General features: G+C 70.6%; 32 protein-coding genes and 1 tRNA gene. 12 read left to right on the top strand and 21 right to left on the bottom strand.

The window, feature by feature from the left end; all coding sequences use genetic code 11:
* Window positions 1-14 precede the first annotated feature (14 nt).
* Entirely contained in the window at window positions 15-434 is a 420-nt protein-coding gene (locus tag ABZW60_RS08965; RefSeq protein ID WP_355475886.1) for a TetR/AcrR family transcriptional regulator, read from the top strand.
* Between the two features lie 5 nt (window positions 435-439).
* Here the strand turns inward: ABZW60_RS08965 and ABZW60_RS08970 are convergent, their stop codons facing one another.
* Together ABZW60_RS08970 and ABZW60_RS08975 are read right to left on the bottom strand one after the other, a co-directional pair.
* Window positions 440-1,093, bottom strand: coding sequence for a GNAT family N-acetyltransferase (locus ABZW60_RS08970; protein WP_355475184.1), 654 nt, complete (start codon window positions 1,091-1,093; stop codon window positions 440-442).
* Window positions 1,094-1,258: 165 nt separating this feature from the next.
* Window positions 1,259-1,663: a helix-turn-helix transcriptional regulator gene (locus tag ABZW60_RS08975; protein ID WP_355475185.1), complete on the bottom strand. Its 405-nt coding sequence runs from the start codon at window positions 1,661-1,663 to the stop codon at window positions 1,259-1,261.
* A 62-nt stretch (window positions 1,664-1,725) separates the two neighbouring features.
* Between ABZW60_RS08975 and ABZW60_RS08980 the strand changes: the two genes are divergently transcribed.
* The 3 genes from ABZW60_RS08980 (at window position 1,726) to ABZW60_RS08990 (ending at window position 3,726) form a co-directional block, all read left to right on the top strand.
* Window positions 1,726-2,922, top strand: a complete 1,197-nt coding sequence (locus ABZW60_RS08980; protein WP_355475186.1) for an MFS transporter — start codon at window positions 1,726-1,728, stop codon at window positions 2,920-2,922.
* A gap of 277 nt (window positions 2,923-3,199) precedes the next feature.
* A complete protein-coding gene (locus ABZW60_RS08985; protein WP_355475187.1) occupies window positions 3,200-3,394 on the top strand; it encodes a hypothetical protein in 195 nt (64 codons plus the stop codon).
* Window positions 3,391-3,726: a hypothetical protein gene (locus tag ABZW60_RS08990; RefSeq protein WP_355475188.1), complete on the top strand. Its 336-nt coding sequence runs from the start codon at window positions 3,391-3,393 to the stop codon at window positions 3,724-3,726. The genes ABZW60_RS08985 and ABZW60_RS08990 overlap by 4 nt, the downstream gene beginning before the upstream one ends.
* A 146-nt stretch (window positions 3,727-3,872) precedes the next feature.
* Here the strand turns inward: ABZW60_RS08990 and ABZW60_RS08995 are convergent, their stop codons facing one another.
* Together ABZW60_RS08995 and ABZW60_RS09000 are read right to left on the bottom strand one after the other, a co-directional pair.
* Window positions 3,873-4,625: a hypothetical protein gene (locus ABZW60_RS08995; RefSeq protein ID WP_355475189.1), complete on the bottom strand. Its 753-nt coding sequence runs from the start codon at window positions 4,623-4,625 to the stop codon at window positions 3,873-3,875.
* Between the two features lie 413 nt (window positions 4,626-5,038).
* On the bottom strand, window positions 5,039-5,839 hold the full coding sequence (locus ABZW60_RS09000) for a methyltransferase domain-containing protein (RefSeq protein WP_355475190.1): 801 nt from the start codon (window positions 5,837-5,839) through the stop codon (window positions 5,039-5,041).
* A 78-nt stretch (window positions 5,840-5,917) separates the two neighbouring features.
* Here ABZW60_RS09000 and ABZW60_RS09005 point away from each other — a divergent pair, with 78 nt between their 5' ends.
* Complete coding sequence (locus tag ABZW60_RS09005) at window positions 5,918-6,781, top strand: aminoglycoside phosphotransferase family protein (RefSeq protein ID WP_355475191.1); 864 nt, start codon at window positions 5,918-5,920, stop codon at window positions 6,779-6,781.
* On the opposite strand, the gene ABZW60_RS09010 is transcribed toward ABZW60_RS09005, so the two are convergent.
* The 4 genes from ABZW60_RS09010 to ABZW60_RS09025 form a co-directional block, all read right to left on the bottom strand.
* Window positions 6,762-7,499: a phytanoyl-CoA dioxygenase family protein gene (locus ABZW60_RS09010; RefSeq protein ID WP_355475192.1), complete on the bottom strand. Its 738-nt coding sequence runs from the start codon at window positions 7,497-7,499 to the stop codon at window positions 6,762-6,764. The two genes, ABZW60_RS09005 and ABZW60_RS09010, sit on opposite strands and share 20 nt — an antisense overlap.
* A gap of 40 nt (window positions 7,500-7,539) precedes the next feature.
* Window positions 7,540-7,752 (bottom strand): alpha/beta hydrolase, encoded by a 213-nt coding sequence (locus ABZW60_RS09015; protein ID WP_355475193.1) that lies wholly within the window; start codon window positions 7,750-7,752, stop codon window positions 7,540-7,542.
* Complete coding sequence (locus ABZW60_RS09020) at window positions 7,728-8,969, bottom strand: alpha/beta fold hydrolase (RefSeq protein WP_355475194.1); 1,242 nt, start codon at window positions 8,967-8,969, stop codon at window positions 7,728-7,730. Before ABZW60_RS09020 ends, ABZW60_RS09015 begins: the two co-directional genes overlap by 25 nt.
* Window positions 8,970-9,056: 87 nt before the next feature.
* Entirely contained in the window at window positions 9,057-9,419 is a 363-nt protein-coding gene (locus ABZW60_RS09025) for a nuclear transport factor 2 family protein (RefSeq protein WP_355475195.1), read from the bottom strand.
* A gap of 113 nt (window positions 9,420-9,532) precedes the next feature.
* Here ABZW60_RS09025 and ABZW60_RS09030 point away from each other — a divergent pair, with 113 nt between their 5' ends.
* A complete protein-coding gene (locus ABZW60_RS09030) occupies window positions 9,533-10,327 on the top strand; it encodes a helix-turn-helix transcriptional regulator (protein WP_355475196.1) in 795 nt (264 codons plus the stop codon).
* A complete protein-coding gene (locus tag ABZW60_RS09035; protein ID WP_355475197.1) occupies window positions 10,324-10,827 on the top strand; it encodes a DinB family protein in 504 nt (167 codons plus the stop codon). Before ABZW60_RS09030 ends, ABZW60_RS09035 begins: the two co-directional genes overlap by 4 nt.
* A gap of 36 nt (window positions 10,828-10,863) precedes the next feature.
* Here ABZW60_RS09035 and ABZW60_RS09040 read toward each other — a convergent pair whose 3' ends face one another.
* Together ABZW60_RS09040 and ABZW60_RS09045 are read right to left on the bottom strand one after the other, a co-directional pair.
* The gene (locus ABZW60_RS09040) at window positions 10,864-11,895 is read right to left on the bottom strand and encodes a hypothetical protein (protein WP_355475198.1); all 1,032 of its coding nucleotides are present in this window, start codon (window positions 11,893-11,895) and stop codon (window positions 10,864-10,866) included.
* Window positions 11,895-12,410 carry a SigE family RNA polymerase sigma factor gene (locus ABZW60_RS09045; protein ID WP_355475199.1) on the bottom strand — a complete coding sequence of 172 codons (516 nt, stop codon included), beginning with the start codon at window positions 12,408-12,410 and terminating at the stop codon, window positions 11,895-11,897. Before ABZW60_RS09045 ends, ABZW60_RS09040 begins: the two co-directional genes overlap by 1 nt.
* Before the next feature lie 156 nt (window positions 12,411-12,566).
* Between ABZW60_RS09045 and ABZW60_RS09050 the strand changes: the two genes are divergently transcribed.
* Both ABZW60_RS09050 and ABZW60_RS09055 read left to right on the top strand, forming a co-directional pair.
* Window positions 12,567-13,766, top strand: a complete 1,200-nt coding sequence (locus ABZW60_RS09050) for a hypothetical protein (protein WP_355475200.1) — start codon at window positions 12,567-12,569, stop codon at window positions 13,764-13,766.
* An 85-nt stretch (window positions 13,767-13,851) separates the two neighbouring features.
* Window positions 13,852-14,565 carry a hypothetical protein gene (locus ABZW60_RS09055; protein ID WP_355475201.1) on the top strand — a complete coding sequence of 238 codons (714 nt, stop codon included), beginning with the start codon at window positions 13,852-13,854 and terminating at the stop codon, window positions 14,563-14,565.
* A 57-nt stretch (window positions 14,566-14,622) separates the two neighbouring features.
* Here the strand turns inward: ABZW60_RS09055 and ABZW60_RS09060 are convergent, their stop codons facing one another.
* From ABZW60_RS09060 to ABZW60_RS09090, 7 genes are all read right to left on the bottom strand, one after another.
* Window positions 14,623-15,087: a hypothetical protein gene (locus tag ABZW60_RS09060; RefSeq protein WP_355475202.1), complete on the bottom strand. Its 465-nt coding sequence runs from the start codon at window positions 15,085-15,087 to the stop codon at window positions 14,623-14,625.
* Window positions 15,084-15,608 carry a SigE family RNA polymerase sigma factor gene (locus ABZW60_RS09065; RefSeq protein WP_355475203.1) on the bottom strand — a complete coding sequence of 175 codons (525 nt, stop codon included), beginning with the start codon at window positions 15,606-15,608 and terminating at the stop codon, window positions 15,084-15,086. Before ABZW60_RS09065 ends, ABZW60_RS09060 begins: the two co-directional genes overlap by 4 nt.
* 21 nt (window positions 15,609-15,629) lie before the next feature.
* Entirely contained in the window at window positions 15,630-16,970 is a 1,341-nt protein-coding gene (locus ABZW60_RS09070; RefSeq protein ID WP_355475204.1) for a GGDEF domain-containing protein, read from the bottom strand.
* 156 nt (window positions 16,971-17,126) lie between these two features.
* Window positions 17,127-18,674 carry a helicase HerA-like domain-containing protein gene (locus tag ABZW60_RS09075; RefSeq protein ID WP_355475205.1) on the bottom strand — a complete coding sequence of 516 codons (1,548 nt, stop codon included), beginning with the start codon at window positions 18,672-18,674 and terminating at the stop codon, window positions 17,127-17,129.
* Between the two features lie 70 nt (window positions 18,675-18,744).
* Window positions 18,745-20,223 (bottom strand): PH domain-containing protein, encoded by a 1,479-nt coding sequence (locus tag ABZW60_RS09080; RefSeq protein WP_355475206.1) that lies wholly within the window; start codon window positions 20,221-20,223, stop codon window positions 18,745-18,747.
* Window positions 20,220-20,663 carry a PH domain-containing protein gene (locus tag ABZW60_RS09085; RefSeq protein WP_355475207.1) on the bottom strand — a complete coding sequence of 148 codons (444 nt, stop codon included), beginning with the start codon at window positions 20,661-20,663 and terminating at the stop codon, window positions 20,220-20,222. The genes ABZW60_RS09080 and ABZW60_RS09085 overlap by 4 nt, the downstream gene beginning before the upstream one ends.
* Window positions 20,664-20,807: 144 nt before the next feature.
* Entirely contained in the window at window positions 20,808-21,512 is a 705-nt protein-coding gene (locus ABZW60_RS09090) for a L,D-transpeptidase family protein (RefSeq protein WP_355475208.1), read from the bottom strand.
* Between the two features lie 158 nt (window positions 21,513-21,670).
* Between ABZW60_RS09090 and ABZW60_RS09095 the strand changes: the two genes are divergently transcribed.
* Window positions 21,671-21,964, top strand: coding sequence for a type II toxin-antitoxin system VapB family antitoxin (locus tag ABZW60_RS09095; protein ID WP_130386840.1), 294 nt, complete (start codon window positions 21,671-21,673; stop codon window positions 21,962-21,964).
* Between the two features lie 31 nt (window positions 21,965-21,995).
* On the top strand, window positions 21,996-22,559 hold the full coding sequence (locus tag ABZW60_RS09100; protein ID WP_355475209.1) for a LytR C-terminal domain-containing protein: 564 nt from the start codon (window positions 21,996-21,998) through the stop codon (window positions 22,557-22,559).
* 15 nt (window positions 22,560-22,574) lie between these two features.
* Here ABZW60_RS09100 and ABZW60_RS09105 read toward each other — a convergent pair whose 3' ends face one another.
* Entirely contained in the window at window positions 22,575-22,874 is a 300-nt protein-coding gene (locus ABZW60_RS09105) for a hypothetical protein (RefSeq protein WP_355475210.1), read from the bottom strand.
* 61 nt (window positions 22,875-22,935) lie between these two features.
* Here ABZW60_RS09105 and ABZW60_RS09110 point away from each other — a divergent pair, with 61 nt between their 5' ends.
* Window positions 22,936-23,388 (top strand): MarR family transcriptional regulator, encoded by a 453-nt coding sequence (locus ABZW60_RS09110; RefSeq protein ID WP_355475211.1) that lies wholly within the window; start codon window positions 22,936-22,938, stop codon window positions 23,386-23,388.
* A 48-nt stretch (window positions 23,389-23,436) separates the two neighbouring features.
* On the opposite strand, the gene ABZW60_RS09115 is transcribed toward ABZW60_RS09110, so the two are convergent.
* The 3 genes from ABZW60_RS09115 to ABZW60_RS09125 all read right to left on the bottom strand — a co-directional run bounded on the left by ABZW60_RS09115 (window position 23,437) and on the right by ABZW60_RS09125 (window position 25,586).
* Entirely contained in the window at window positions 23,437-24,948 is a 1,512-nt protein-coding gene (locus tag ABZW60_RS09115) for a potassium/proton antiporter (protein WP_355475212.1), read from the bottom strand.
* A 105-nt stretch (window positions 24,949-25,053) separates the two neighbouring features.
* A tRNA-Ser gene (locus ABZW60_RS09120) sits at window positions 25,054-25,144 on the bottom strand.
* A 13-nt stretch (window positions 25,145-25,157) separates the two neighbouring features.
* The gene (locus ABZW60_RS09125; protein WP_355475213.1) at window positions 25,158-25,586 is read right to left on the bottom strand and encodes a nucleoside deaminase; all 429 of its coding nucleotides are present in this window, start codon (window positions 25,584-25,586) and stop codon (window positions 25,158-25,160) included.
* Window positions 25,587-25,613 lie beyond the last annotated feature (27 nt).

The raw sequence follows: 25,613 nt of genomic DNA on the forward strand, positions 1-25,613 counted from the left end.
TCACCCGGCAAACGGTGTACGCACACTTCTCGTCGCGCGGTGCCCTACTGGACGCCGTACTCGACCGACTCACCGACGAAACGCTGACAGCGATCGACGCGCTCGACCTCGACGAAGCGCCCACGCTGACCGGCGTGCTGCGCCTGATCGACCTCGCCTGGCGAGCCTTCGAGCGGCATCCACTCCTGCTGCACCTGCCACCGACCGGCACCCGCGACGAGCGCCACGACCCTGTGACCGAGCGCTTCGACCGCCTGATCCGCCGTGGTCAACGGGCGGGCGAGATCACCCGAGAGCTCCCCGCCGACTGGCTGGTCACCACCCTGATCGCCCTGGGCCACGCGGCCGGCGAATCCGTGGCCGCGGGCCGTCTGACGACGAGAGCCGCCGGCAGGACGTTGCACACGTCCATTACTCGCATCCTCCAGCCCTGAGGCAGCTAGCGCAGGTCGGCCAGGTGGCCGCCGGGGTCGCCGAGGTGGATGGCGGTGGCCTTGGGTGCGTAGCCGAGGCGGCGGTACACGCGGTCCGCGCCGTCGTCACCCGGCGTCAGCCAGGCCAGCGTCGCGCCGCCGAGCTCGAACGCTTTCAGCGTCGCGTACGCGGTTGCGATCCCACCCAGCCCGCGGCGCCGCTGGGTGTGGATCGTGCCGACACCGGCGACCTCCGTGACGCCGTCGGCCACCGCGGTCCAGGACGCGGTTGCGGCCGGTACGTCGTCGGCGTACACGAGGACCGCTCCGCCGTCGGCCGGGTCGGGCTTGAACGCGAAGTCAGCGCCGTCCATCTCGTACGCCTCGGCCGCCACCGCGTTCGCCACCTTCTGGTCCTCGTCGGACGCGACGACCCGCACCGTGACGCCGGCCGGCAGCTCAGGTACGAGCAGGTCGTCGGGTTCCACCACGAGCAGCGGGAGGCGCGAAACCAGCGTCATCCCGTTGGCCGCGAGCGCCTCGGCCAGGCCGGGGCTCGCCTCGTCGACGAGCTCGGCGCTCAGCCAGCGGTCCTCGGCGGCGAAGGCCTGGCGGATGACAGCCAGCGCGGTCGGGACCTCCTCGGGCGTGAACGGCTGCCCGGGTTCGGCGGCGACCATCGTCGACAGGTACTACTCGTCCTGGTCGTGCAGCATTCCCGTCAGCGGCCCGGCGACGATCTGCCGCCGCGACCTCGCCAACCCGTCCACCTGCGCTCGCGCGATGCGCGCCCCGATCTCCATGCCGCGGACCCTACGGCGTCCCGCTCCCGCCGCGCGACCCAGTTACGCGAGCTGCAGGAGGTCGAGCAGACGGTTGAGGTCGGCAGCCGTCGGGGGACGCCCCAGGAGCAGGGCCAGCGAGTCGAGGGTCGCGATCAACTGGCGGCGTGTGGCCGCGCGGGACCGGCCGTTGGCGACGACGGTGACGACAGCGTCGGTCCGGTCGGACGCGGCCAGCAGGTCGGCGGCGCCCGAGGGCGGGGGCGACGGTTCCTCGTCGTCGATGCGCACCTCGAGCCGCGCGCCGAGGGCCGTCGCGAGCCGGTCGAGCGCGGCGAGGGTCGGATTGCCGCGACCGTTCTCCAGGTTCGCGATGTAGGGCACGGACAGACCGGCGTCGACGGCCACCGACGCGATGGTCCGCCCGGCCGCCTTCCGACGGTCGCGCAGGACGTCGCCAAGCTCCATGCGACCTATCTTCACAGAACACTATTGCCGATGTCTATCCCGACAAGATAGATTCCGGCGCCGTGAGGGACTTCCGACGACTGTGGCTCAGCGGCGCGATCTCCGGCATCGGGTCGTGGCTGCTGGTGGTCGCGATCCCGTTCCATGTGTTCGCGCTCACCGGATCCGCGGTCGCCACCGGCCTGACGCTGGCGCTGGAGGCGCTTCCGCCGCTCCTGATCGGGCCATGGGCCGGCGCACTGCTGAACCGCTGGGACCTGGCGCGGGCGATGTGGATCGCGGACCTCGTCAGCGCGGCCGCGGTCGGGCTGATCCTGACCGCGGATCACGACCGGATCTGGCCGATCTACGTCGCGATCCTGCTCGAGAACACCGCGACGACCGTGTTCCGGCCGGCGGCCCGCGCCCTGCTCCCGGCGGTCGTCGGGACCGGCAAGGAGCTGGCCAGGGCGAACGCGATCAACGCCGGCACGGGGAGCGCAATCCGCCTGGCGGCACCGCCGCTCGGCGCCCTGCTCCTGGCCGGGCCCGGCATCGAGTTCGTCCTCGCCGTCGACATCGCCAGCTATTTGTTGTCAGCGGCAATTATCGCGACGGTCCGTACCCGCAGACACCCCACCACCGGCGAGCCGCCACGGGCGCTCGAAGGACTCCGGGCAGCGATCGAGCATCGAGCCCTGCGCGGCATCCTGATCGGCCAGACGGCCTTCCTCACCGCCAACGCCGGCCTGACCGCGCTGCTCGTACCGTTCACCGTCGACCGCCTGCACGCCCCCGGGTACGTCGTGGGCTACCTGATCTCCGGCCTCGGCGCCGGGTACCTCGCAGGCGCCGCACTGAGCACGACAGCCGCCAGGCTGCTGGGAACCCGCGAGCTGCTCACACTGACCCAACTCGCCACCGCAGCAGCATTCTTCGGGCTCTTCAACGCCCCGAACATCCCGGTGGCGATCGCCGCCGCGGCCCTGATCGGCCTGCCTGGCAGCATTCTGCTCATCACGGCCCAGACCACGATCCAGCGCGCCGCACCGCCGGAGATACTCCCCGGCGTCGGCGCGATCTTCTTCGCCGCGGACTCGCTGGCACTGCTGATCGGAGCGTTGGCGGCACCAACGGCGACGCTCGCCCTGGGTCTGCCGCTCACGCTGAACATCCTCGCGGCCCTCGCCGTCGGCGCCGCGGGCGTCACGCTGCTGGTCGTCCCGCGACACCCCGCGCACCTGTTGCCGGTCCGTAAGCAGCCGCGCGCAAAGGGTTAGCAGGACGTCATAGATTTCTATCGCCGTCGAATAAGCAGCGGACGCCGAATCGTTATCTGCAAATACCTGCAGCCTTTCTTGACACGCTTTCCGGCCGCCCCGACGATGCCGCGCAGAGGGCGTTGACCTGCACGTTCGTAGGGTTTCCCTACTCTGCGTTAGGCCTCTGTAAAGGTCCCTTCAGAAGTGTTCCGAAGGTCGGTGCCGGTGAGGTTTCTTTATCTCAACGCCGGACAAAGCCGTCCGGGGTGAGACCGAGACTGCCGAAGGAACCGCGATGACCGAGACGCTCGAAACCCCCGCAACGCACCGTCGGGTGCGGGTCTGGTTCGGCGCGAACACCATCGCGGACCACACCGCCACGGCGGAGCAGGCAGCGCAGTACGAGGAAGCCATGCGTCGCCGCTTCGCCTCCCTCCGGGTGACGAGCGAGCCGGTGCTGGTGGACACCCAAGCGGTGCCTGGGCGATGACCACCCGGCCGACGCTGCTCGGGTACGTACGGGCCGACGCGCTGAGCTGCGCGGAGGAGCTGGCCGCGGCGACCGATTCCCTGGTCGCGTTCGCCAGCGCCGAGGGGTTCACCCTCGGCACCGTCTACACCGAGCGCGATGCGGCCGAGTCCGCGGCGTTCCACGCACTGCTCGACGAGGTGAAGCGGTCCGACGTGCACGCCGTCGTCGTACCGACCATGAACCACCTCGGGTTCGGCAGCACCGCCGGTACTCCGGCGGCGATGCGGCAACACCTCGAGTTCCACCAGGCGCAGGTCTGGGCGGCCGACTCGAGGGTGACAACTCCATAGACAAGCGGAGCTGACGTCTTGACCCCTGCATCGGCGTCGGTTCCGCTCTCCACCTCCACAGCTGCACCGGGGATGCCCGGGCGGTAGTGGACCACCAAGGCCCCACCGGCTGCTACCGGTGGGGCCTTGCCGATGGTCGGGCCGGTTCAGGCGACGATCGTGTAGCCGTACCGCTTCATCTCGCCGGCCACCGCAGTGTTGAAGATCCCGGTGACCTCGAGCTTGAAGTGCAGCTGCACCTTGCGGATCACCCGCTGGAAGTGCAGGTGCCACGGCACGCCGGCCGCCGGCACCGTCTCGGCCTTCGTGATCGCGCCGACGCGGGGATGCGCCGCCCAGGCGATCACCCGGGCCCGGTCGGCGCCCCAGACGCCGGTCATCGCGTCGTGCGTCCGGGCGTACTCCATCGCGGCCAGCGAAATGGTCGAGTCCGGAACCGGCTCCTTCGGCGGGTGCGCCTTCAGGTACAGCTCCCAGGTCATCCCGTAGTACCCGGGCGGTCCGTCGTCCTTGCCGCGGTTCGCCAGCCCGTTGAGCTTGCGGTGGTACTCCGCGACCTGGACGGCCGCGCCGCGCGACAGCTCCTTGTCGCCGACCGCGATCGCGTGCACGTGGTACGGCCAGTTGCCCTGCGCCGGCGTCCGCAGCCACGCGGCGAACCCGACCTGCCGGAGCGCCTTCACCACCGCGACCCGCTGCGCGGCGCTCTTGGTCCGGACGTCGACGTCGACCGCGCCGCCGCCGTCGTGGGTGCCGGCCGAGGCGTCCACGCCGCCGGCGTTGTACGAGCCCTGCAGGATCGCGAACTTCGAGTCGTACAGCCGCTCCGCGGCCTCGACCATCGCCACGGTCCGCCGGTTCATCGTGAACCCGCGCCAGGAAATCCTTGCCTCAGGCATCTTTTTCTCCCGCCGCGCCGAGGATCAGGTCCGCATCCTCGGCCGCACCGAGCGCCTCCAGTTCGTCCAGCACGTCCTCGGTCAACTCGTCGTCGAACAGTTCCGGCATCGCCGTTCCTTCCCCCTGGGTGTCCGCGCACCGACCCCGGGTGCACGAAATCGCGGACCAGACTAGGCCGCTGTCAGGTCAGCTACTACCGGTGAAGGTTTGAGGAACGTCAAGTTTTCCGTCCGATACGCGTGCCGGAGTGGTTGCCGGGAGGCGATCTGGGGTACCTCTAGGTGGTCCCGCGGTTCGGTCAGTGCCATTCGGGCATGGGTGGTGTTCACCGAGCCGCGAGTTCTCCCACTGAGGGGCGGGAGAACGACCGGCCGGCGGGTGTGTCTCTCCCAGGACGCACCCGCCCGGCACGTCACAGCGCGGACGCGACGAACAGGTACCTGTTCAGGCTGAAGAAGTAGCTCGCGCCGAGACCGCGCAGGTCGTCCGCCCAGGCCGTCGCCTCGTCCTGCGTCACGTCGCCGTGCCCCGGCACGAAGTCCGACACGATGTCGATCAGTCCGCCGCTGTAGGTGCGCTGGTCGTAGCCGAGGTTGAGGATCGGCACCACCTGCTGGTGCGTCGGCGTGAAACCGGTCTTCACCAGTACGTCGGGCAGCGTCCGCGGCAGATGCGGATCGGCCAGGTGGTCCTCGAACGCGGTCAGCACCCGCGCCATCCGCTCGTCGTCGCTCGACCGCCACACCACCGAGCCCCAGTCGGTGTCCAGCAGGACGACGCGTCCCGCGGGCCGGAGCACCCGGCGTACCTCCTCCAGGGCCGCCGCGACGTCGTCGACGTACTCGAAGACCTGCGTGGAGACGACCACGTCGAAGCTCTCCGCCGGATGCGGGATCCGCTCGACCGAGGCGAGCTCGAACTCCGGCGCGGGCCCGTCGGGGACGTCGGCGTGCGTCCGGGCGATCGCCAGCATGCTGTCGCTGATGTCGATCCCGCAGATCCGTCCGTCCGGCCCGACCTCGGCGGCCATCTCCGCGGCCAGCAGTCCGGGCCCCGAGCCGACGTCGAGCACCCGGTCACCGGGCCGCAACGCGAGCGCCGCCCGCACCGCCCGCCGTTGCTCGACGACGTCCGGCGTCCGGTACACCGCCTCGATCTGCCGCGAGACCTCCGCGTCGAACCGCAACCCGTCCACATCAACCTCTCCGCCCATGGCCACATCATGGACCTCGATCTCGCCGCTGGGGAGGCCATCGGTCCTGCCCCGGGTTGCCCCGGTTACGGTGACCGGATGATCGATCTGCCCGAGGAATTCCTGCGAATGCCCCGGTGGTGGACGGAGGGTGCCGACTGGTTGCGCGAGCTGCCGAGTGTGGTGCAGCGACAGTTCGATCGGTGGGATCTGACAAGTGTGGGAGCGATTGCCCACGGGTCGAACGCGATTGTCATCCCGGTCCGGCGAGGATCGGACGAGTTCGTACTGCGGATGTCGCCGCCCGGAACCGAGGTCGCGGAGCAGGTCTGGGCGCTGCGCTGGTGGGCAGGCCGGGGCATGGCCCACCTGTTCGACGCGGACGTCGACGCCGGTGCGATGCTGCTCGAGCGGTTGTCCACACCGTTGACGACCCGGCCTGTGGACGAGGCGGTCGCCGTCCTCGGGCGGCTGATGCGCAGACTCGCCGTACCAGGACCCGACGAGGCTCTGTCGACCGACCAGATCGTCGCCGACCGCACTGCGGAGCTGGAAGCGCACTGGAGCGGGCTCGGCCGGCCCTTTCCGGAGGGCGTACTGCGTGCGGCGCTCGACGTCGCTCCGGCGCTGTCGCGGACCAGCTCGACCCTCGCGGTCAACGGCGACTTCCACTCCGACCAGGTCCTGGCCGGCCGGCGCGAGGAATGGCTCACGGTCGACCCGGTCCTGTACCGCGGCGACATCGAGTTCGACCTCGGGCGCGTCCTCTGGACCCGGCTCGACGAGATGACGGATATCGTCCGGTACTTCGACAGCGCGGTCCGCGAAGCCGGTCTGGACCGGGACCGTGCGCGTGACTGGGTGATCTGGCGGACCGTCGACTACTGGCTGTGGGGTCTGTCCGCCGGCCTCACCGAGGACCCGGTCCGTTGCGCCCGGCTGGTCAGCGCGCTTTCCAGATGAAGCGGCTGCGCATCATCCGCGGCACGTCGCCCGCGTTCGGCGCGATCGAGTGCAGGATCCACGGATGGGTCAGGTACACGTCGCCGGCCTGACCGGTGAGCTCGACGACCCGGACCGGCACACCGTCGATGACGGCGGGCGCCAGAGGGTCCACACCGCGCTGCTCGGAGGTCAGGTTGCGGAGCCACGGATCGGACCGCAGCACCTGGTCGCGGACCGCCTTGAACTCGCGCTCGTCCGTCGTGGTCAGGAACCGCTCGATGACCCGGTGCGAGCCCGCGACCTGCGGAGTCCCACCGCCGCCGGGCTCCAGGTCCCCGAGCAACGCCCACATCTTCACGGCCTCGGTCGGCGTCTCGAAGCCGACATCGGTGTGCCACTGCCGATGCGGCACCGACCACGGCACACCTTCCGGCATGGTGACCAGCACCTGGCCGGCATGCTTCGGCTCGGTCCACTCGCCGAGCAGACCGTCGAGCGCCGAACGCACCGTCGGGCTGAGCACCCCGAGGGCCGGGCGACTGGACTTGGTGGTCTTCAAGCCGGTCGGCCGCAGCGGCGTCCAGGTGGAACGGTCCTCGCGATCCATCCCGTGCCGCGCGGACAGCTCGTCCCACAGCACGTCCCGCATCCGCGCGGCGGCATCGGTGGAGAACGCGGACGGGATCTTCACGATCCCGTCGCGCTGGAAAACGTCGTGCTCCTCAGCGGTGAGCATCCGTCCATGCTGCGCCGACCGCCGCGGAGCTTCCACTCAATTAACAGCCGGCCGCCGGCAGTTCGCCGTCCAGGAGGTACGTCGCGATCCGGTCCCGCGCACAGGCCGAGTTGAAGTACGCCGTGTGGCCGTAGACGTCGGCCGTCAGCAGCCGGCTGTTGTCGATCTGCCGTGCCAGGCTGCGCGCGTTGGTGACCGGAGTCGACGGGTCGTGCAGCGTCGACGTGATCAGGATGGGCGCCGTACCGTGCACCGGCGTGGCTGCCCACGGGTTGCTCGGCGGGATCGGCCAGCCGGCGCAGGCCGCCGTGACCGCCCAGCCCTCGACCGCCGCGCCGACCCGCGGCGCCACCGCCTTCGCGAGCGCGAGCCGGGCGCGCGCATCGGCGTACCCGCGCAGCTCACCCGGGAGGTCCATGCACGCCACCGCGGCGTACGCGGTCTCGGGATCGCCGACGTAGCTGAGGTTCGCGAAGTCGGTGCCGTCACCCGTGACCGCCTTGGCCAGCGCGGTGGCGAGCGCCGCCAGTTGTCCGAGACCATCGAGGTCAGCGGCAGCAACGTCGGCAGCGCCATCCGCAGTACGTCGCCGTTGACCGGGCCGTGCGGTCCGCTCAGCGGAGTCTTGTCGGCCTTGCGCACGGTCGCGTCCCAGACCGCGCCGCCGTCCTGCCCGTGCAGGGCGCACGATGTGTCCTTCGTGCACCACTTGGCGAAGCGGTTGAAGCCGTCCTCCATCGCCTTCGCCTCGTCCAGCATGAACTTCAGCGCACCCTGCTTGTGGTCGACGATCCCGTCGAGCACCATCCGGCCGACGCGCTGCGGGAACTGCTGCGCGTAGAGCGTGCCCAGGTACGACCCGTAGGACAGCCCGAGGTAGTTGAACTTCGACTCGCCGAGCGCGGCCCGGATCGCGTCCATGTCGCGGGCCACCGTGCGGGTGTCCAGGTTGCGCATCAGATCGCCGTGCTGCTTCAGGCACTGCTCGCCGGTCGCCCGGCTCGACGCCACCAACGCGTCGTACTGCGCCTTGGACTTCGGGAACACCGGTACGCCGCGACGCAGCACCGGACCGCAGTCCAGCTGGCTGCTGCTCCCGGTCCCGCGGGGGTCGAAGCTGACCAGGTCATACCTGTCCCGGTACTGCGCCAGCACCGCATCGGCGAGCCCTGCCGCGAAGATCGAGCCACCCGCGCCGCCCGGTCCGCCAGGGTTGAAGAACAGGGCGCCGAGCTTGTGCTTCTGGTCCTTGGCCGGGACCTTGGCCACGAAGACGTTCGTGGTCGGGCCGGATGGTTTCGACCAGTCGAGTGGCACGGTCAGCATCGCGCACTGCTCGACCGCGCCGGGTTTACAGGCTTTCCAGTCCAGGGGCTCCGCGGCGGCCGCCGCACTCACCGGAACGGCGGCCGCCAGCACGGCCCCAGCTATCGATGCCCTTGTGATTGCCGCTGTCAACGATCTCCGCATGACAGTCAACCTAGGCGGCGGATGTGGCACCGGGCATCCGCCGATCGGCCATCGTGATGCAGCCGGAAGTCGGACCTGCCCGAAGGTTCAGTGCTCCGGGGCGAAGTCGTGGAAGCCGATCAGCTTCTCGATCTTCCCGTCGGCGGCCAGGACGACGATGTCGGTGCCACCCGCCACCGGCTCCTGCCCGTCGGCCTGCAGGTGCCAGGTCCAGCGCAGGTAGCCGTGGTGCTCGTCGATGTCGCCGATCCGGACGAACGACAGGCCCGGGAACATCTGCTGCGCGGCGCCGACCAGCTTGTTCAGCTCGTCGTGGCCGGTGGTCTCGAAGCTCGGGTCCTGGAAGGTCGCGTCCGCGGTCCAGTTGCTCGCGATCAGCTCGGCCCGACGGTCGGCGTCGGCGGCGTTCCACATCGCGAAGTACTGGTCGGCGAGAGCGGTTGCGTTCATGGTGTTTCCTCCTCGGTTCGTGGTGATGACCAGAACCTTGCCGCCGCGCCCGGCGTACCGTCGATGACGTCAGAGGTAATGGAGCTGTCTACGCGAACCGCTACGGTCGGGGTATGGCAGCCACGATCGAGGAGACGTTCCAGCGCCCGGTGGGCGAGCTGCTGCGCGGCTGGCGGGAACGCCGGCGGCTCAGTCAGCTCGAGCTCGCGAACCGGGTCGAGGTGTCCACGCGGCATGTGAGCTTCGTCGAGACCGGGCGGTCGCGGCCGAGTCGCGACATGGTGCTGCGGCTGGCCGAGCAGCTCGACGTACCGCTGCGGGACCGCAACCAGCTGCTGCTGGCCGGCGGGTTCGCGCCGATCTACAGCGAGGCGTCGCTGCACTCGCCGTCGATGCTCGCGATCCGTACCACGCTGCGCCGCCTGCTCGCGGCCCACGAACCGTACCCGGCGCTGGTCGTCGACCGCTGGTGGAACATCGTCGAGTCGAACGCCGGGATCGCGCTCTTCACCGCGGACGTCGACGAGAAGTTGCTGCAGGCACCGATCAACGCGCTCCGGCTGACCCTGCACCCGGACGGCCTGGCGCGCCGGATCGGCAACATCGCCGAGGTCCGCGCCGCCGCGCTGGGGAGCCTGCAACGCCAGGTGGCCGGCACCGCGGACCCCGAGCTCCAGGACCTGTACGACGAGCTGCGCGGGTACGCCGTCCACGACAAGCCGGCGCCGCCCGGACCGGCGGAGGTGGTCGTACCGTTCCAGCTCACCCACGACGGCCACCAGCTGTCGCTGCTCACCACCATCGCGACGTTCGGCACGCCGCTCGACGTCACGGTGTCCGAGCTGATGATCGAGTCGTTCTACCCCGCGGACGACCAGACCGCCGACTACCTGAGGGCACTGTCGTGAAGCCGGCCCGCGATCTCGCCGACACGGTCGAGCTGCACCTGCAGTACCTCGACCGCTACCGCAGCATCATCGAGCAGAAGCTGACGGGGATGAGCGATGCCGACTTGCGCGGCAGTCGCCTGCCGTCGGGATGGTCGCCGCTCGAGCTGCTGAAACACCTGGTCTTCATGGAGCGGCGCTGGCTGCGCTGGGGCTTCGTCGCCGAACAGGTCGACCATCCGTGGGGTGACTCCGCGGACGATCCGGACAGCCCGTGGACGCTCGGGCCCGACGACACCCTGGCGGGCCTGCTGGCCGAGCTGCACGCGGGCGGCGAGTTCACCCGCAGCGTCGTCGCCGGCGTGGATCCGGCGACCATCGCGTCGGCCGGCGGCCGTTTCGGGACCGACGACCGGCCGACGCTGAACTGGATCCTCTTCCACGTACTGCAGGAGTACGCACGGCACGCGGGCCACCTGGACGTGGCCCGCGAGCTCGTGGACGGCGCCACCGGCGAGTAGGGCTGCGTGACCCACTCGCCGGTGGCGCGGGGTGCCCTACCGGCTTGAGGAGGGGTGGCCGGTGGGGAACGTCGTCGGGAACGACGGCGTCGGGATGCTGGGCTTCGACGTCGGGAACGCCGGCGTGGTGGTCGGCACCGGCGGCTTGTTCGGTAGGGTCGGCCGGGCGGTCTGCTGGCCCGGGTCGACTGTCACCTCGACACCGCCGGAGACCGTCACCGTCGGCAGGGACGGAGCGGTCGGCTTGCTGGTCGGCTTGCCCGGCAGGGTCGGCAGCGTCGGCACTGTCGGCTTCGGCGCGGTCGGCTTCGTGGTCGGTACGCCGTGCACACAGTTCGGCAGCGTCGGCGTCGGGACCGGCTTGGCGGACGGAACCGTGGTCGGCAGGCTCGGCTTGGCCGTCGGCAGCGAGGGCTTACCCGGCAGCGTCGGCTTGGCCGTCGGCAGGGACGGCAGAGTGGGCTTGCCCGGCAGCGACGGCTTCGTCGTCGGCAGGGACGGCTTGGCGGTCGGCACACTCGGCAGGGACGGCAAAGTCGGCTTCGAGGGCAGCGACGGCTTCGTCGTCGGGATGCTCGGCTTGCCCGTCGGCCAGCTCGGCGTCGTGCTCGGGAGACTCGGCTTGCCCGGCAGGCCGGGCTTTCCGGGCAGCGTCGGCTTCGCGGTCGGGAGACCCGGTTTGCCCGGCACCGTCGGCTTCACCGACGACGGGTTGTTCGGGTCGATGGTCTTGTTCACCGAGACCACGACCTTCGGCAGCTGCGGCTTCTCCGGCTTCTGCGGCAGGCAGGTCGGGTCCACCGACGGCACCTTCGGGGTCTCGGTCGGAACCACCGCCGGCACCGGCGGCTTCCCGCCCCCGGCCAGCAGATTCTTCACCGGCGCCGGTCCGCCGACCGCGGCGGACACCGTCGCGACGGTCCCGGCCAGGGCGGTGACACCGGCGGCGGCCAGCCCCCGGCGTACCCAGGTCAGCCGCTTGCCGCGCCGCATCAGCGCGGCGGTATCCGGCTGCCACGGCTCGATCTCGTACGTGAGAGCGTCGCGTACCCGCTGCTCGTCACTCATCAGTTTCCTCCAACTCCGCTGTCGATCAGGTCGGGTGCCAGACGCAACTTGGCCAGGGCCCGGGAGGCCGTGCTCTTCACGGTCCCGGCCGCCATGCCGAGCAGCTCGGCGGTCTCGGCCTCGGAGAGATCCTGCGAGTAACGCAGCGCGACCACGGCTCTCTCCCGGACGGTCAGGCCGTCGAGGGCCGAGAGCACGGCCTCTCTGGTCTGAACCGCCCCGGCGAAGTCCGCCACCGCTCGCTGGTCCCAGTCGTTCTGCACCGGATCACTGGGTACTTCGTTGTTCCAGTGCCGGCGGGCCTGGGAGAGGAATCGGTTGACCAGCACGCGCCGGACGTACCGCAACGGGTCGCCGGTCAGCTTGTGCCATTTCGGGTAGGACCGCATCAACGCTTGCTGCACCAGGTCCTCGGCGGTGTGCCGATCGCCGCACAACATCTCCGCGAAGCGGAGCAGGGGTGTCGACTGCGCAACGACGAAGCGCTCGAAGTCGGCGTCAGCGGTCCGGGTCATCGATTCTCCTCAGCCTCTGTCACAACGATCCAGACCCGCTGGGTGACCGGTTGGGTTCTGTTCGGTCACGAGAAATTTATTCACGGACTATGCAGAAGAGGTGTTTGTGAGTCACATTGGGTGCACCAAGCCTTCACCGCCCCGGAGGTTCCGCCCATGCGTATCACTCGCTCCACCGCGCTCACCGCCTGTCTGGCGCTGACCGCGGCGATCTTTACCGCGACCTTGCCGAGCACCGCCGCCACCCCGGATCCGGTCGCGATCGCGGCCCGGCCGGTCGCCGGGTCGAGCAACGTCAAGGTCGACGGCCGCCGGATCGTCCTCGGTGACGCCCCGGCCGCGATCGGCTCGACCGAGATCAAGCAACGCTCCGGCCTGGCCGAGCTCGCCCCGGTCCGATTCAGTGCCCCGGCGTCCGCCGTGGTCGTCGGCTACACCTCCGGTACGCCGGACGGCTCGTCGGCGCAGGTCGACGTACGGTCGTGGACCGGCACCAGGTGGTCGGAGTGGACCGCCGCCACGGCAGGTACGCCGACCGCGCTGCCCGCGGCGAGCGACCAGGTCCAGGTCCGCATCATCGTCAGCGCACCGTCGACCGGCGCCGCGCCGTGGGTCGGCGACGTCACCGTGCAGCCCACCGACACGGTCGCCGCGCCGCGGATGACGGTCCAGGCGGCGCCGCTCAAGTCACACGTCTTCGCCACCCGGGAAGGGCTGGTCGGCGGTACGACGGCCAACGGTCACGTGATCGTGAGCCGGGACCACTTCGTCGCCCTGCCGTCACGTCGCGGCCTGTCCGGCAACGGATCCGGCACGTACTCGGTGAAGGTCTGCACCGCCAGCCGGTGCGCCTTCGAGCCGGTGTGGGACGTCGGGCCGTGGAACACCAAGGACGACTACTGGAACCCGAGCGCGACGCGTGAGATGTGGAAGGACCTGCCGCAGGGCAAGCCCGAGGCGCAGGCGGCGTACCAGAGCGGCTACAACGGCGGGAAGGACCAGTTCGGCCGGACCGTTGCGAACCCGGCGGGGATCGACCTCGCGGACGGCGTGTTCTGGGACGCGCTCAAGCTGGCCGACAACTCGTGGGTCGACGTCACCTATCTGTGGACCGGCGACGGCGGGCGCGGCACGGTGTCGATCTCGTCCGGGTACCTGAACGTGCGCAACGCTCCGAACTCGAGTGGCGCGGTGGTCGGGATGGCGGGCAAGTCGGCGCAGGTCACGGTCGAGTGCCAGACCACGGGCGAGAGCGTGACGGGCTCGCAGGGGACGAGCAATGTGTGGCTGCGGGTCAACGCCGGCATGTATGTCGCGAAGGCGTGGGTCTCGGCCGGCACCTTCGGCGCCTGCTGAACCTCCAGCACTCACCAACCTTCAGCAACACCACGGCCGCACGCTCAGCGAGCGTGCGGCCGTGCGACTCATGAGTGGTTGATGGGTGCTGGAGGTCCGCTACTTGCCGGCCGGGAACGCCGTCGGCGGCTGGGCCGGCGTCGCGACCGGCCCGCAGCTCGGCGACGGAACCGCACGACGAGTGGGCGACACCGTCGGCGGAAGGCTCGGCGTAGCGACAGAGCGCCGCGACGGCGTCGCGGCCGGCGGGACGCTCGGCGTCGGGACCGGACGGCGGGACGGCGTCGCGGTCGGCGGAGGGGTCGGGGTGGCCCGCGAACCACGGGCCGAACTCACCGTCGGCGAAGGCGTCGGCGTGGCCCTTGAGCCGCGGGCCGAGCTGACCGTCGGTGTGGGGACTGCGCGGCGCGTGGGGGTGGAGACCGGGCCGGGGGTCTGGGTGGCCGTGCGCGGGAGGGTCGGGGTGGCGACCGGGCCGCGGGTCGGGGTGGACGGGACGGCTGTCGGGCGGCAGGTCGGCATCGTCGGGGGTGGGACGGGACGCGCGGAGGGTGCGCGGGTGGGGGTGGCGATCGCGCTCGGGGTCGCGCGGGACACCGGGTTCTGCGACGTCGACCGGGTCGGCGTTGCCGCGGGACCGCCCTGTGCCACGGTGTCCGCGTTCGGGCCGCCGCTGCGCGCCATCGCCGTTCCGGCGAGCGCGACCCCGACGACGGCCGCGGCCGCGATCCCGCCCACCAGCACCCGGGTCGTCCGCCGCTTCCGGCCTACCTCGTTCATTGTTGCCCTCCGCACCTAAGTGATGTTCGGTCGGGCTGAAGGACGCACCGGGGCAACGAAAAGGTTCTGCGTCGACTCAGTCCGGCGTCCGCGTCGGCGGAGTCGACGGGGTGGCCGGCCGCACCGGCGTCGTACGGTCGCCGCGCGGCCCCGGCGGCGTGCCGAGCGTCGGCACGCTCGTCGGCCCCACCGTCCGCCGGGACGGAAACGTCGGCGTCGCGCTGGGCGGTGGCGTCGGTCGCACCGACGGCGTCCGAACCGGCGCACGAACCGGCGTCGGCGTACTCGGCGTCGGCGTACTCGGCGGCAGCGGCACGGCCGGACCGGGCCCGGCCGGCTGCGGTACGTCGGCCCGCGGCAGCCCGGCGATCACCGTCACGGCGATCACCCCGGCGACGGCGGCCGACGCGGCGGCAGCACCGATCCGGCCCCGGACCCGCCGGCGCCGCGCACCGGCGATCACCCGCGCCGGATCGAGCGGCGCGATCGAGTCGTCCGGCGCCAGCACGGTCCGCAGCAGTTCCGCCCGTTCGTCGTTCATGCCCGCTCCCCCACACCGCTCAGCTCGGGCGCGGCCCGCAGCTTGTCCAGGGCTCGCGCGTTCGCGCTCTTCACCGTCCCGATCGCCACGCCGAGGACCGCGGCCGTCTGCCGCTCGGTCAGGTCCTCGAGGTACCGCAGGACGACGACCGCGCGCTCGCGCCGGCTCAGCGTGGCGAGCGCGGCCCCGACCGCGACCCGCCGGTGCACCCCACCGCTCGGATCGGCGTCCGCCTCGAGGAGCAGCTCGAGCTCGGTCGTGTCACCGCTCGGCCGCTCGCGCCAGGGCCGTCGCCGGACCCACGACAGGTGCTGGTTGACCACCGCCTGCCGCACGTACGCGAACGGGTCCGCCATCTCGATCCGGTCCCAGCGCAGGTACGCCTTCTCCAGCGCGGTCTGCACCAGATCCTCGGCGAGACCGGCATCACCGCAGAGCACCCGCGCGAAATGCACCAGACGCGCGGATCTGGCCAGCACGAATGCCGTGAAGTCGTCGTCACGACTCCCCGTGGCCGCCATCTGAGCTCCGTCCTGCCGTCCTCACCTCACAGGACGCCGGGCAGGAGCCAAAGGTTCTGTCTGTTCCACGAATTGGGTGGAAGCGGTCAGCCGGGGCAGCGGGACGGTGTCGGCGGCGAGGCGGACCCGGTTCCGGCCGGCGGCCTTCGCGGCGTACATCGCGCGGTCGGCGCCCAGCAGCAGGTCGTCGACCGTCGTCCCGTCAGCCGGATACACCGCGACGCCGATGCTGACGGTCAGCTGGAAGGTGTCCGGGTCCAGGTCCGGGTCGTCCAGCACCCCGGCGCACATCGCGGCCAGCGGGCTGTTGGCGACCGCGTTGCGGAGCCGGTCGGCGGTCACCGTGGCCTCGTCGAGCCCGGTGTCCGGGAGCGCGATCACGAACTCCTCGCCGCCGAACCGGCCGATCACGTCCTTGGCCCGGATCGCGCTGCGCAGGATCGTCGCGACCGCGCGCAACGCCTCGTCGCCGACCAGGTGGCCGTGCCGGTCGTTGACCTGCTTGAAGTGGTCGATGTCGATCAGCAGCACCGCCATCGGCTCGTGCTGGTTCCGCGAGCTGCGCAGCATGTGCTCGGTCCGGCGCCGCCACCAGTCGACCCGGGTCAGGCTGGTCTTCGGGTCGGTCTGGGCCTCGGTCTCGAGCTGGCCGAGGAGCAGGGCGCGCTGTGCGGTCAGCGTGATCGGGATCGCGACGAACGCGAACCACGGGGTGATCAGGCAGGCCGCCGCGAGCAGGCAGCCGAAGGTGGCGGCGGTCGCGTCGGTGCACAGGTCGTCCAGGCCGCCGACGGTCTCGCGCCGGTTGCTGCCCGGGATGATCAGCGAGATCGCGAGCCCGCACAGCAAGGTGTCGGTCACCACGTACGCGACGGCGCCGCCGGCCATCGCGACGACCAGGCCGAGGCCGCTGTCACCGGTCATCCCCCGGGCCGAGACGAAGACCGAGTGCGCGGCGCCGACCGCGAGGACGTGCACGGCGGTCGAGAAGGCCCACCGGTACGGGATGCACTTGCCGGCCCGGATCCGCCACCAGATCCGCAGCAGCACCACGACCAGGATCGCCAGCGCCGGGTGCAGGATGACCGACGCGGCGATCATCCAGGCCGGGGAGAGGTCCTTGTGCAGCGCTCCGCCGCGCCGCCGGCGGCTCTCCACCCGGCGCGCGCCCTCGACGGAGATCAGCGCCGAGACGGTCAGCGCGAACACGACGTCGAGGCCGCGCCAGCTCGGGACCTCGGTGAACGCGCGCACGCCGTACCCGATCGCGGCCAGGTCGACGAGCACCACAACGGCGAACGCCGGGACCGTCAGGGTCCAGAGCGCCCAGGAACGCATCGCCCGCCTACTCTGTGCAACCATCACCTCACACGGTACGGCGTGCGGGCGTCAGCTCCCAATCGGTGACGGCGCGGCTGTGGATGACGACTTGGAAACGATCGGCGTCACTGCTCAGTCAGTCGTTTGATCAACAACCAGGCCCGCGTTCTCCCTTGCGGACAAGGGAAATCCGGACCGTCAGCGACGCTTGCGGGCAGCGCCGAACAGACCCCGGACGATCTCCCGGCCGGCCGACCGGGCGAACTGCTTGAAGGCGGACGAGCCGATGACCTGCTCGACCATCGACTTCTCCTGCTTCTGCGCCCGCGGCCGCGGCGCCTCCTGCTGCCTGGCCTCTTCCTGCTGCTGCTTCTCGGCCTCGGCCTGCTCCGCGCCGACCTGCACCTTCGCCGCGAGCAGCTCGTACGCCGATTCGCGGTCGATCGTCTGCGAGTACTTCGCGTTGTTCGCCGAGGCCTGCACGGCCGCGGTCAGCTGCTCCGCGGACGCCGGCGCCATCAGCGACTGCGGCGCCCGCAGCCGCGTCCACGCGACCGGGGTCGGCGCACCCTTCTCGTTCATCACGGTCACGATCGCCTCGCCGATCCCGAGCTGGGTCAGCACCTCGCCCAGGTCGTACGCCGAGCTCGGGAACGTCGACACCGTGGCCTTCAAGGCTTTCGCGTCGTTCGGCGTGTGTGCGCGCAACTGGTGCTGCACCCGCGAGCCGAGCTGCGCCAGCACCGCGTCCGGCACGTCCTTCGGCGTCTGGGTCACGAAGAACACGCCGACACCCTTCGACCGGATCAGCCGGACGGTCTGCGCGATCGCGTCCAGGAACGCCTTGGACGCGTCGTTGAACAGCAGGTGCGCCTCGTCGAAGAAGAACACCAGCTTGGGCTTGTCCACGTCGCCGACCTCGGGCAGGTCGTGGAACAAGTCGGCGAGCAGCCACATCAGGAACGTCGAGAACAGCGCCGGCCGGTCCTGCAGGTTCGGCAGCTCGAGCAGCGAGACGACACCCTTGCCGTCGCGCTGCTGCAGCAGGTCCGCGGTGTCGAACTCCGGCTCGCCGAAGAACGCCTCGGCGCCCTGGTCGGCGAACCCGATCAGCGCCCGCAGGATCACGCCCGCGGTCGCCGCGGACAGACCGCCGAGCTCTTTCAGGTCGTCCTTGCCCTCGTCGGACGTGAGGTGCTGGATGACCGACCGCAGGTCCTTGAGGTCGAGCAGGGTCAGCCCGGCCTTGTCGGCGTAGTGGAAGATCAGCCCGAGCGACGACTCCTGGACGTCGTTGAGCCCGAGCACCTTGGACAGCAGCACAGGGCCGAACGACGTGATCGTCGCGCGGATCGGGATACCGCTGCCCTGGCCGCCGAGCGCGTAGAACTCGGTCGGGAAGCCGGTCGCCGTCCACTCCTGGCCGATCGTCTTCGTCCGGGCCAGCAGCTTGTCGCTGCTCTCACCGGGCTGCGAGATGCCGGACAGGTCGCCCTTGATGTCGGCGGCGAACACCGCGACACCGGCCGCCGACAACTGCTCAGCCATCAACTGCAGGGTCTTCGTCTTACCGGTACCGGTGGCACCCGCGACCAGGCCGTGCCGGTTCATCATCCCCAGCGGGATCCGGACCGCCGCCTCCGTGTTCGGCTCGCCGTCGACCAACAACGCACCCAGCTCGAGCGCCGGCCCCTCGAACGCGTACCCCTGCTTGACGGTCTCCACGACGTCGGCTTTCTCGGCCATCTGGCGCGCCTTTCCCCGGTTGACGGAACTACCCGCTGCGCATGTTAGTGCGCACCGAGCACCTGCGGGGTCATCCGCGCTCGACGAACGGCTCCAGCAGACCCGGCACCGCTTCCTGTGCGAACTCCAGTCCCTCGTCGGCGTCCGCGTCGCGGACCGCGTACACGCCCGCTCCGGCAGCGGTGAGTGCACCGAAGGTCGCGAGCCCGAGCCGCCGCTGGAACACGGTCTGCCGGACCCGCCATCCGATCACGCCGTCGCGCTGCAGCGCCACGGTTGACCGCCGCAACGATCCGGACCTGGTCACCAGATACTTGCCCGTGAGCCCATGCCCGAGCGCGCGGTACGAGTCCCGTACCAGCAGGACGGCCGCCGGCAACGCAATGATCGCGAGCAGAATCGCCAGCTGCAGCAGGACGTCGGCCCACCGCGCCAGGCCTGCGACGACCAGCAGCGGTACGACGGTCGCGGTCAGCGCCATCCGGATCCGGCGACCGAGAGCCGCGCGCGGATGCGGCGTCAATCGAGCCGACGTGATCGGCGCGACCGGCTCCCGTAGTACCTCCGCAGCGATCCGCTCGGCGACATCCTTCGGCGCCGCGGGCAGCAGGGTCTTGTGATCGGTCTTCTCGCCGTCCTTCTGCTGCACCAGTCCGGTCGCCACCGCGTCCACCCGGGCCGCCCCGGCCAGGCGCGCGCCGAGCGGTTCGACCACCTCGACACCGCGCAGCCGCCGCTCCTCGATCGAGACCGAGCGGGTAGTCAGCAGACCCCGCCGTACGCGCAGGGTTCCCGGCCCACGGTCCAGCCGGTAGTTCCACCACATCTCGACGAACAGCCCCAGCGATCCGGCAACGCCGGCCACCACCAGGACCGCTGCCAGCACGAGGATCGTCACCAGCAGAGGTACGCCGCTGAACAGGCCGCGGACCCAGTCGATCAGCTCGTCCTGGAGGGTGAACCATTGCGACACCTCCATCACGATGCCGCCCGCTCCGAGACCGAGGGCCGGGACCAGGAACGAGATCGGCGCGTACCGGATCCAGGCGGGGTCGAGCGCGGCCAGTGTCCTGTCCGCCTCGCCTTCGACGCCCTGGAGCAGCTCCGCCCGCAGCCGCTCTCCCTCGGCCCGGGTGACCGGGTTGATCGTCAGCGTTCCCTCGCCGGCGTCCGCGTGCTCGCCGGTACCGATCTTCACCGCGACCAGTCCGAACACCCGCAGGACCGGGTTCGCCGTCACGTCCACGCTGCGGATCCGCGCGCGCGCCAGCGACCGCCGGCGCCGTACGACGACTCCGGTGTGCAGCTCGGCCCGCGCGGCACCGATCCGGTACTGCGTACGCCGCCAGCGTGCGTACTCGACAGCGGCCGCCACCAGCACGATCAGCGCCGCCGGCGGCAGGACCCACGCCAGCGCGACGGGCATCGACGTACCGGCCGCGATCCCCAGAGCGGTCGGGACACCGGCACTGACCGCGATGCCGGCACCCGCGAGCGCGGCGACACCGACGGCCTTCGCGTCGAGCCGCTGCCAGGCGCCGGTACTCATGTCGCGTCCCCAGGCGTCGCCTGGGTGATCCGGGTCAACTGCTCGGCCAATTCAGCGGCGACGTCATGGTCGAGACCACGGATCTTCAGCGCGCCCTTGGCCGACGCGGTCGTGACGACGAGGGTCGACAACCCGAACGGCTGCTGGACGGGGCCACGCAGCGTGTCGACGGTCTGGATCCGCGACATCGGCGCGATCCGCCATTCCTGCCAGAAGTAGCCGACGCGTACGTAGACGGCGTCGTCCGTGACCTCCCAGCGGTGCACGCGGTACCACCACGACGGCAGCACAGTCAGGAACGGCAGCGCGACCACCGCGACGAGCACAGCAGGCGCCAGCAGCCAGAACCGGGCCGGCGGGATGAGCAGGCCCAGCAATACCAGGACGAGGACCGGCGGCACGAAGACCAGCGCCGAGTTCACTCGCCAGACAGCGATCACACGACGGTCAAGAGCAGTGGTGGGCGGCCTCAGCCGCACGGAGCCCAGCATGATTCCCCAGAGATCGATGGCAGGTCGCGCTCGAGCCTAGGGAGGTCATCTCCGCGCCGGCATCCTCCGGACGGTGGACAAGGTGTCCCCCGATCACCGCATCACGACGACGCGCGTCGCGCCGGCCGCGAAGGACCAGATCGCGGTCGACATCGAGGCCGAGACCCGGATGCAGCCGTGGGAGGCGCGGTAGTTCGTGCCGAGCAGCCAGTCGGCGTGGATCTGCTGCCCGTTCGACTTGTACGTCGGGATCTGGTGGAAGCCGACGCCGCACGGCGCGAAGCGGACGAAGTGGTTCAGGTAGAGCCGGCCGCCGTCGGTGTTCCGCAGGACCCGCGCCGGGCGGCCGCACTTCGAGCCGCTCGTGTACGTCCCCGCCTTCAGGTACGTCGGGTTGTCGATGATCCCGCCCTGCCGGACGACCTTGCCCCGGGCATCGATCAGCCACACCCAGTTCTGCGTCTGGCTGATGACGATCCGGCGGCCGGTCCCCGAGCGGCGCGGCACCGCGCGGACGTCGCAGCGCTTCGCGGTCGAGGCCATCAGGCGCGCGTACGTCGTACTGTTCAGCGACCCGGTCTGGCTCAGGACGTTCGCGGACTGGAACCGCACCGTGGCCGCCTGGGTCATCGCACCGGCCTTGCCGTCGACCGGCCCGGACGTGCAGCCGAGGGTGTTCAGGCGGGCCTGGGCGGCCTTCACCTGGGACACCGTGATCGCCTCGGCCGGGACCGCCGTACCGAGCCCGATCAGCGTGATCGCCGCGGTCGCGAGGCCGAGTTTCGGAAGAATTCGCATACCGTTCACCCCCTGGCTGGTGAGCGCGGATCCGCGCTCACTGCTCCCTGTTCCTGTAGGACGCCGGGCGGCCCGGAAAGGTTGAGTCGGTGGACCGGACTATTCCGGTGACATTTGTGACCTCTCGGACGACCTGTGATCCGGCTAGACTTCGGGGGGTGATCTTCAAGCGCGTCGGGGACGACAAGCCGTACCCGGACCACGGCCTGCGGCCGAAGGACTGGTCCTCGCTGCCGCCACGGCAGGTGCGGCTGGACGAGCTTGTCACCACCAAGGGCACCTTGGACCTGAACGCGCTGCTCGACGAGGATTCGACCTTCTACGGCGACCTGTTCGCCCACGTCGTGGAGTGGAAGGGCGACATGTACCTCGAGGACGGGTTGCACCGCGCGCTGCGTGCCGCGCTGCAGCAGCGTCAGGTCCTGCATGCACGGGTACTGGTAGTGGACTGACCATGGCTGCCGCTCACGGGGGGAGGAGCAAGTGACAGCGATTCATCCGCAACCGAGACCGCACTCGCGGCTCCGGTGGCGCACGCCGATCACGATGGTGATCCTGCTCGGGATCCTCGCCGGCGGTGGCTGGTGGGGCTGGAACTCGCTGATGAACAGCAGCGCCGAGCCGACCTGTACCGAACAGAAACTGACGAACAACCGCCTGGTCCCGAAGCAGGTCGTGCTGAACGTCTACAACGGCGGCGCCCGCGCGGGCTCGGCCGGCCGGGTCGCGGACGTGCTGAAGCAGCGCGGGTTCAACATCGACAAGGTCGCCAACGAACCCAAGGGCGACAAGACCGAGGTGGTGGCGCTGCGCGGCGCGAGCGAGGACGCGCCGGAGATGTTGCTGGTCGCGGGTCAGCTCAACCAGAAGGCGCAGCTGATCGCCGACGGCCGCACCGACCACACCGTCGATCTGGTGATCGGCGCCGGCTTCGGTTCGGTGAAGCTCAAGGGCATCCCGTCGGTATCGGTCGCCCCGGGCAGCACGGTCTGCCTCCCGGTGGTCCGCAGCCCGCAGCCGATCCCCTCCGGCCAGAACCCGAACTGAGGCGTCCGGCCGCGGTCAGAAGATGAAGAACCCGGTGACCGCGGTCGGGAGGATGCCCGGCAGCAGCCAGGCCGAGACCAGCCTGCGCCGGTGGATGGCGAGGATCCCGACCGCGGTGAGTACGCCGATCACGCCCGACATCAGCCACAGGCCGATACCCTTGCCGAAGTCGTCGCCGGCGACACCGATGCTGTAGACGGCCAGGGTGACGGCCGGGACGCTGCCGACGTGGAAGAGGATGGCCGACACCACCCATCGCTGCACGGTCTCGATGTTCATCGGCCGCGGGGTCCGGCGTCGTATCACCTGCGTCATCGCTCCCTCACTGACTTATCGCGCTAATAGTTAGTGTACATAATGTTGCTACACTAACCGTATGGCAGGGACGAAGATCACGCCGCCGGACAACCCCCTCGCGCTGGAGCACCAGGTCTGCTTCGGTCTCGCGGTCGCCGCGCGGACCGTCATCGCGCTCTACCGCCCAGTCCTCGAGCCGATGGGCCTCACCCACCCGCAGTACTTGGTGATGCTGGCGCTGTGGGAGTTCGAGCCGGTCTCGGTCAAGGACCTGTCCCGGATGCTGCAGCTCGAGCCCGCGACGCTGTCGCCGCTGCTCAAGCGCCTCGAAGCCGCCGGTCTGCTGCGCCGCGACCGCTCGCGGGCCGACGAGCGCTCCCTCGCCGTCGCCCTCACCGACAAGGGTCGGGCGCTGCGCGAGCAGGCGCTGGAAGTGCCGCCGGCGATCGTCGAGCGGCTGGGCATGGACGTCGACGAACTCATGGACCTGCACGCCCGCCTGACCAAGGTGATCGCCGCGGCGACGCGTTAGTCGATCGCGGCGGCGTCGCGCGTTAGTGGCGGGCTCGGAAGACGTGCCCTAGTGCTGTTCGCGGCCGCGTTCGCCGAACCAGCCGGCCAGCCGGCCGGCCCGGGAGACGGCGCGGAGGCGGCGTACGGTCTGCTCACGGACCGGGCTGGGCGCGACCACGAGCAGGTTGTCACCGGCCCGGAGCACGGTACGCCGATCCGGGACGAAGGCCCGCTCACCCCGGATCACCAGCGAGACGGAGACGCCGGCCGGCAGCCGGAGCTCGCCGATCTCGACGCCGGCCAGCCGGGACTCGCTCGGGACGAACACCTGGAGCATGTCCGCGCCGAGCGACTCCAGCGGCGCCACGTCGATGTCGACCTCGTGCGCCGCGTTCTCGTCGAGCACCTTCAGCCGCTTCGCCAGCCACGGCAGCGACGGCCCCTGCAGCAGCGTGAACAGCAGCACCAGCACGAACACCACGTCGAAGATCCGGCCCGCCTGCGGCACTCCCTCGGCGAGCGGGATGGTCGCGAGCACGATCGGCACCGCGCCGCGCAGGCCCGCCCACGAGATGAACGTCCGCTCCCGCCACGGCAGCCGGAACGGCGCCGCCGAGATCGCCACCGACGCGAACCGCCCGACGACCGTCACCGCGACCCCGATCACGAGCGCGACGAGGACGTCATTGAGCTCGAACTCGCCCGGTGACGCCAGCAGCCCGAGCATCACGAACAGCCCGATCTGCGCCAGCCAGGCGATCCCGTCGACGAACGACCGGGTCGCGATCCGGTGCGGCAACTCGGCCCGGCCCAGCACCAGCGAGGTCACGTACACGGCCGCGAACCCGGACACGTGCAGCAGCACCGTGCCCCCGGCGTACGAGATGAAGGCCACCGACAGCACCGCGAGCGGATACAGGCCGGCCGATCCGAGTGCCATCCGCCGGATCAGGCCGACGCTCACCCAGCCGATCAGCAGCCCGAACAGCGCGCCGACGACGAGCTCGTACACGACCAGGCCGCTGAACCACAACAGGCCCTTGTCGCCGATCTCGCCGGTGCTGACGAGTGTGACGAGCAACACGGTCGGGGCGTCGTTCAGACCGGATTCCGCCTCCAGCGCGCCTCGCAGCCGCGGCCGGATCGGCACGCGTCTGAGCACCGAGAACACCGCCGCCGCGTCCGTCGGGGACGTCACGGCCCCGAGCAGCACCGACAGCTGCCAGCTCAGCCCCAGGACGAAATGTGCGACACAGGCGACGACCCCGACACTGACCGCGACGCCGACCGTCGCGAGCATCAGCCCGAGCGGCATCACCGGGCGTACTTCGTTCCACCGGGTGGTCAGGCCGCCCTCGGTCAGGATCACCACGAGCGCCGCGAAGCCCAGCGCGTGCGCCAGCTGCGCGTCCTCGAAGTGGATGTGCCCCGGCCCCGACTCCCCCAGGAGCAGCCCCATCCCGAGGTAGATCAACAGCGACGGGAGCCCGAGCCGCGCGGACAGCCGCACCGCGACCACGGCGACCAGCAGAACCGCCGCACCCGCCAGCAGAATGCCGTCGAGCTCCGCAACATCCATAGGGGCCCTCTCGCCGAGCGTCCCGAGTCAGGTCCAGAGAGACGAAAACCCTGACGCATCACACAGCATCAGGGTCTCCGGCTATCTGCCGCCCCGAGGGGCGGTTGGCGGTGGCGGAGGGATTTGAACCCTCGGACGGGGGTTGCCCGTCACGCGCTTTCGAGGCGCGCTCCTTCGGCCGCTCGGACACGCCACCGCCGAGGACAATATCAAGGTCGGTGCCCGATGAAGAAATCGCGGAGCCGCGCGCCCGCTTCGTCGGCCATCACACCGCCCACCACCTCGGGCCGGTGATTGAGCCGGCGGTCCCGTACGACGTCCCACAGCGACCCGACCGCGCCCGCCTTCTCGTCGTACGCGGCGAAGATCAACCGGTCCAGCCGGGACAGCACGATCGCCCCCGCGCACATCGTGCACGGCTCCAGCGTGACGACCAGTGTGCAGCCGGTCAGCCGCCACTCGCCGACGTGCCGGGCCGCCTCCCGGATCGCCAGGATCTCGGCGTGCGCGGTCGGGTCGCCGGTCAGCTCCCGCTCGTTGTGCCCGCGCCCGATGATCTGCCCGTCGGCGTCCACCACGAGCGCACCGATCGGTACGTCGGGCAGCGCCCGCTCGGCCTCCTCGAGCGCCAGTGTCATCAACCGCGACCACGCCTGCCGCAGGAC

Origin of the sequence: Kribbella sp. NPDC003557 (assembly GCF_040610805.1) — a bacterium.
Lineage (GTDB): Bacteria > Actinomycetota > Actinomycetes > Propionibacteriales > Kribbellaceae > Kribbella.

Bases quoted from the DNA above. Each gene is read 5' to 3' on its own strand.
- ABZW60_RS08970 (WP_355475184.1), bottom strand. From the start codon at position 1,093: ATGGTCGCCGCCGAACCCGGGCAGCCGTTCACGCCCGAGGAGGTCCCG.
- ABZW60_RS08975 (WP_355475185.1), bottom strand. From the start codon at position 1,663: ATGGAGCTTGGCGACGTCCTGCGCGACCGTCGGAAGGCGGCCGGGCGG.
- ABZW60_RS08985 (WP_355475187.1), top strand. From the start codon at position 3,200: ATGACCGAGACGCTCGAAACCCCCGCAACGCACCGTCGGGTGCGGGTC.
- ABZW60_RS08990 (WP_355475188.1), top strand. From the start codon at position 3,391: ATGACCACCCGGCCGACGCTGCTCGGGTACGTACGGGCCGACGCGCTG.
- ABZW60_RS08995 (WP_355475189.1), bottom strand. From the start codon at position 4,625: ATGCCTGAGGCAAGGATTTCCTGGCGCGGGTTCACGATGAACCGGCGG.
- ABZW60_RS09000 (WP_355475190.1), bottom strand. From the start codon at position 5,839: ATGGGCGGAGAGGTTGATGTGGACGGGTTGCGGTTCGACGCGGAGGTC.
- ABZW60_RS09005 (WP_355475191.1), top strand. From the start codon at position 5,918: ATGATCGATCTGCCCGAGGAATTCCTGCGAATGCCCCGGTGGTGGACG.
- ABZW60_RS09010 (WP_355475192.1), bottom strand. From the start codon at position 7,499: ATGCTCACCGCTGAGGAGCACGACGTTTTCCAGCGCGACGGGATCGTG.
- ABZW60_RS09020 (WP_355475194.1), bottom strand. From the start codon at position 8,969: ATGCGGAGATCGTTGACAGCGGCAATCACAAGGGCATCGATAGCTGGG.
- ABZW60_RS09025 (WP_355475195.1), bottom strand. From the start codon at position 9,419: ATGAACGCAACCGCTCTCGCCGACCAGTACTTCGCGATGTGGAACGCC.
- ABZW60_RS09030 (WP_355475196.1), top strand. From the start codon at position 9,533: ATGGCAGCCACGATCGAGGAGACGTTCCAGCGCCCGGTGGGCGAGCTG.
- ABZW60_RS09040 (WP_355475198.1), bottom strand. From the start codon at position 11,895: ATGAGTGACGAGCAGCGGGTACGCGACGCTCTCACGTACGAGATCGAG.
- ABZW60_RS09045 (WP_355475199.1), bottom strand. From the start codon at position 12,410: ATGACCCGGACCGCTGACGCCGACTTCGAGCGCTTCGTCGTTGCGCAG.
- ABZW60_RS09050 (WP_355475200.1), top strand. From the start codon at position 12,567: ATGCGTATCACTCGCTCCACCGCGCTCACCGCCTGTCTGGCGCTGACC.
- ABZW60_RS09060 (WP_355475202.1), bottom strand. From the start codon at position 15,087: ATGAACGACGAACGGGCGGAACTGCTGCGGACCGTGCTGGCGCCGGAC.
- ABZW60_RS09065 (WP_355475203.1), bottom strand. From the start codon at position 15,608: ATGGCGGCCACGGGGAGTCGTGACGACGACTTCACGGCATTCGTGCTG.
- ABZW60_RS09070 (WP_355475204.1), bottom strand. From the start codon at position 16,970: ATGGTTGCACAGAGTAGGCGGGCGATGCGTTCCTGGGCGCTCTGGACC.
- ABZW60_RS09075 (WP_355475205.1), bottom strand. From the start codon at position 18,674: ATGGCCGAGAAAGCCGACGTCGTGGAGACCGTCAAGCAGGGGTACGCG.
- ABZW60_RS09080 (WP_355475206.1), bottom strand. From the start codon at position 20,223: ATGAGTACCGGCGCCTGGCAGCGGCTCGACGCGAAGGCCGTCGGTGTC.
- ABZW60_RS09090 (WP_355475208.1), bottom strand. From the start codon at position 21,512: ATGCGAATTCTTCCGAAACTCGGCCTCGCGACCGCGGCGATCACGCTG.
- ABZW60_RS09105 (WP_355475210.1), bottom strand. From the start codon at position 22,874: ATGACGCAGGTGATACGACGCCGGACCCCGCGGCCGATGAACATCGAG.
- ABZW60_RS09110 (WP_355475211.1), top strand. From the start codon at position 22,936: ATGGCAGGGACGAAGATCACGCCGCCGGACAACCCCCTCGCGCTGGAG.
- ABZW60_RS09115 (WP_355475212.1), bottom strand. From the start codon at position 24,948: ATGGATGTTGCGGAGCTCGACGGCATTCTGCTGGCGGGTGCGGCGGTT.
- ABZW60_RS09125 (WP_355475213.1), bottom strand. From the start codon at position 25,586: ATGACACTGGCGCTCGAGGAGGCCGAGCGGGCGCTGCCCGACGTACCG.